Consider the following 3,557-nt stretch of genomic DNA (forward strand, 5'->3'; position numbering starts at 1 on the left):
CTCGAAGAGCGTGACGCCGAGCTGCTCCTCGAGCTGCATGATCTGACGGCTCAAGGGCGATTGCGAAATGTGCAACTGCTCGGCGGCGCGGCCGACATTCCCGGCCTCGGCGACGGCGACGAAATATCTGATCTGGCGCAGATCGAGCATTTTGGCCTCCAATTTCCAAGTCCTCCAAGGTCTGAACTTTATCCTAATCAGTCTTGGACAGTCTGGACAGCTGGCGCGATGTCTCCCGGCATCAACCAGCCACAAAAGGAGACCGCCATGCAGTTCTTTGCCCTGCTCACCCGCAACACCCAGAAATTCAGCGACGCCGACTTCGCGCCGCTGCTGCCGCCGGAGTCCGAGCAGCGCAAGACGCTTTACGTGCAAGGCGCCGTGCGCCAGATCTGGAACCGTGGCGACATTCCCGGCAGCGGCATGATGTTCGAAGCGGCCGACGAGAAGGAAGTGCGCGGCCATCTCGCCACGCTGCCGCTGATCGAGGCCGGCATGATGGACATCACGGCGATCGTGCCGCTCAACCCCTATCCGGGCTTTGGGCCGAAGCGCTGAATCGAGCTTTATTCGTGAGGTTGCCGCATATTGGCGGCCTCACGGCCAGGCTTCCTGCATCGCGTTCACTGACAGCCATGCCATCGCGGGAAGCGCGACGAGCAGCGCCAGCCGCAGCCCCGCGGATCGCGCCTGCCCGGTCTCCTGACGCTGGAGCCGGCGCCAGGTCTGGAATGCCGCGAAGAGAATGAGCAGCGCATAAAACCCGGCCAGCATCCACAAGACCGCCCCACCGGATATCGGAATGCCGGCATTCTCGAGCACCTTGCCGATCAGCATCACCGGTCCGGCGACAAAGAAGGCAATGGCGATGCCGAACAGAAAGCCGATCATCGCGCCTGGAAAGGACGTCGCCGACAGCGCGACCAGCACCGCCAGGAGGACGAGCAGAGTGATGAACGCGCGCTGGCTCATGGCCGAGCTTCTTCCGGTTGGACGCAGCTTAAAGTAGCAGTCCGGAATTAATGCCGCGTAACAGCTTCCGTCCACGCCGGTCAGGCTTTAAAAGCGCGTCGCGTCGAAACGGATTCGCGCGACGCGCTTTCAGTCTTTGTTTTGATGCATGACGTTCTCCCAAAACCGCTGCGCACTTTTGGGCGACATGCATTAAGCGGCATCCGGCTTCCTGGCGACGCACTCGCATCGGCAGCGCAGGTAAACGGCATCCGGATCATTTTCCCACACACCCCAGGACATGAGCGCTTCCTCGAGCTCGGCCTCTGTCGCCTGCCCTTTTTCGATGAGCTTTGGGCCGAGGGAATTGAGACTACGCCTGGCATCGTCGACCGTCTCCCGGCGTGTCTCGGCGTCGGCGCTGTGGTTGACGTAGCTCGCGCCGGTCCAGATCGGCTCGAAACCATGCGTCCTGAAGACCGCGCCCTGACGGCGGCCGAAATGCAGGGCGTCGGGCTCGCCATGCTCATACCAGCGCTGCCAGAGATCGAGCGCGAGCCGCAAGCCCGGCAGATCGGGATCAAGAATGTTGCCGCCGACATCGGCATCGCGGGTGGCGACAAGACCTCCCGGGCGCAGAACCCGTCTTGCTTCGGCAAGTGTCCTGGCCAATGTCGTCGCGTCCTGATGGTAGAGCACGGCGTGAAAGAAGACGGCATCGAAGGCCAGGTCATCGAACGGCAAGGCGATCATGTCGGCTTCGAGGAACGACAGGTTGCCGATGCCGGCTTCCACCGCCGATTCCTTCGCCGCCGCGATGGAACGGGGCTGTATGTCGACGCCGACCGCCTCGCCGACATGAGCGGTGAGTGTTGCGGTGACGGTACCGGGTCCGCAGCCGATATCCAGCAACCGCATGTCGGGTCTCAGGAAGGGCAGGACGAAGGCGCAGGATTCCTGTCCACGCTTCTGCTGGAAGCTCAGAATCGCGCCGTCATAGCTGGGCTTTGTCCTCTCAGTCATACCGGCCGCACCAATCCCGAATCGGCCTTGAATGATTGGGCGCGGAAATGACCGCGTTGTGACAGGCCCGCCTTTCGGCCAGAAGGCGCAGCCGGCTCCTGCCCTTGCCGGCAACGGAACCGTCGCTGTTTTCGGCGACAATCCATTGCCGCCGAGACACAGCAGACCGGGACGACAGGCAGGTTCCGGCCAGGACGATTCAGCCGGCACCAGTGAGTTCAACGGCCGTGCGCACGCGGGCGAGCACTTCGCTCAGCATGTCGTGCATGGCCTTGCGGGCTCTTGCGGAGTCGCCAGACTCGATCGCCTTCAGGACCTTGCCATGCGCGTCGAGATCGCCCACCGGATGACCAAACAGCGCGTTGGTGGTCGGCACGCTATACTGCAGCGCCGTGTGGATCAGCGCCGAGAGCGGCAGGAAGAAGCGGTTCCCGGTGGCGGCAAGCACCGCTTCATGGAAAGCGGCGTCCGACAAGACCGGATCGCCCTGGCCGGAGGAGGCCGCGCGCATTGCCTCGAAGGCCTCGCGGATGGCGGCGATCTCGTCGGGGTTGTTGCGGCTCGCGGCAAGAGCGGCGGCCTCGCATTCGAAACCCAGGCGCACTTCCAGAAGCTCGATGATGAAGTGGCGCGGTGTCGCGCTGGCGCGCAGCCAGCCCAGCACCGCGGGGTCCAAGAAATTCCAGTCCTTCAGCGGGCGGATGCGCGAGCCACGCCGCGGGCGGGTGACCAGCAGGCCCTTGGCCCACAGGATCTTCACCGCTTCGCGGGCGGCGCTGCGGCTGGCGCCGAAGCGGGCGCAGATCTCCTCCTCGCCAATCAGGGTCGAGCCGGGCGGAAACAGCCCGCGGAGAATCTCGCGGCCGAGACTGTTGGTTATCTCGTCCGTCACCGACGCCGTCTGGTTGCCTGCCATTTGTCCCGGCCCATTTGGTCTGCAACCGTCGGTGTTACCTCACCAAGCCGAACCTGTCCATTATCATCTGATTTGTCAGATAAATTCAGTTGAAGGCATCGCGACTTTCCTGTTAGCTGTTGGGGAAACAGCGGAGAGCCGGCTTGTCGCCAACATCCTCGATGCGCGCGGTGGTGCTGCGCCGGCCGCTCGACCTCGACGTCGAGGAGCGTGAGACGCCGGAGCCCGGTCCGGGCGAGGTGCTGGTGCGTATTGCGCGCGGCGGCATCTGCGGCTCCGACCTGCATTATTTCCGCCATGGCGGCTTCGGCACTGTCCGCATGAAGGAGCCGATGATCCTCGGCCACGAGATCGCCGGCCGCGTCGAGGCGCTGGGCGCCGGCGTCTCCGGACCGGCGGTGGGCACGGCGGTCGCCGTCAATCCCGCCAACCCTTGCGGCGTCTGCGCCTTCTGCCGCGCCGGGCAACCAATCCATTGCCTCGACATGCGCTTCCTGGGGTCGGCGATGCGCATGCCGCATGTGCAGGGCGGCTTTGCCGAACATCTCGTCTGCCGCGCCGAAAACGCCGTGCCTCTGGCGACGGGCTCCGACCCAACCGCCGGCGCCTGGGCGACGGCATGCAGCGTCACGGCAAGAGGCTCGGCGAAGGCGCCGGCGGTTGGGTC

The 3,557-nt window shown here is 64.5% G+C and carries 6 protein-coding genes; 2 read left to right on the forward strand and 4 right to left on the reverse strand.

Annotated elements, in window-relative coordinates; all coding sequences use genetic code 11:
- Window positions 1-150, reverse strand: a 150-nt coding sequence (locus EOA23_RS32710) for a LysR family transcriptional regulator (protein ID WP_145966561.1), incomplete at its 3' end; no start/stop codon positions are given.
- A gap of 117 nt (window positions 151-267) precedes the next feature.
- Here EOA23_RS32710 and EOA23_RS32715 point away from each other — a divergent pair.
- Window positions 268-558: a muconolactone Delta-isomerase family protein gene (locus tag EOA23_RS32715; protein WP_042637898.1), complete on the forward strand. Its 291-nt coding sequence runs from the start codon at window positions 268-270 to the stop codon at window positions 556-558.
- A gap of 39 nt (window positions 559-597) precedes the next feature.
- Here the strand turns inward: EOA23_RS32715 and EOA23_RS32720 are convergent, their stop codons facing one another.
- From EOA23_RS32720 to EOA23_RS32730, 3 genes are all read right to left on the reverse strand, one after another.
- Window positions 598-1,047, reverse strand: coding sequence for a hypothetical protein (locus EOA23_RS32720; RefSeq protein ID WP_127307108.1), 450 nt, complete (start codon window positions 1,045-1,047; stop codon window positions 598-600).
- 117 nt (window positions 1,048-1,164) lie between these two features.
- A complete protein-coding gene (locus EOA23_RS32725; protein ID WP_127307109.1) occupies window positions 1,165-1,974 on the reverse strand; it encodes a class I SAM-dependent methyltransferase in 810 nt (269 codons plus the stop codon).
- A 199-nt stretch (window positions 1,975-2,173) separates the two neighbouring features.
- Window positions 2,174-2,890, reverse strand: coding sequence for a FadR/GntR family transcriptional regulator (locus EOA23_RS32730; protein WP_127307110.1), 717 nt, complete (start codon window positions 2,888-2,890; stop codon window positions 2,174-2,176).
- A 161-nt stretch (window positions 2,891-3,051) separates the two neighbouring features.
- On the opposite strand from EOA23_RS32730, the gene EOA23_RS32735 reads away from it, so the two are divergent.
- Window positions 3,052-3,557: alcohol dehydrogenase catalytic domain-containing protein (locus EOA23_RS32735; protein ID WP_148669355.1), on the forward strand; the 506-nt coding region annotated here is incomplete at its 3' end.

Source organism: Mesorhizobium sp. M2A.F.Ca.ET.042.01.1.1 (genome assembly GCF_003997405.1).
In the GTDB taxonomy this organism is placed as follows: domain Bacteria; phylum Pseudomonadota; class Alphaproteobacteria; order Rhizobiales; family Rhizobiaceae; genus Mesorhizobium.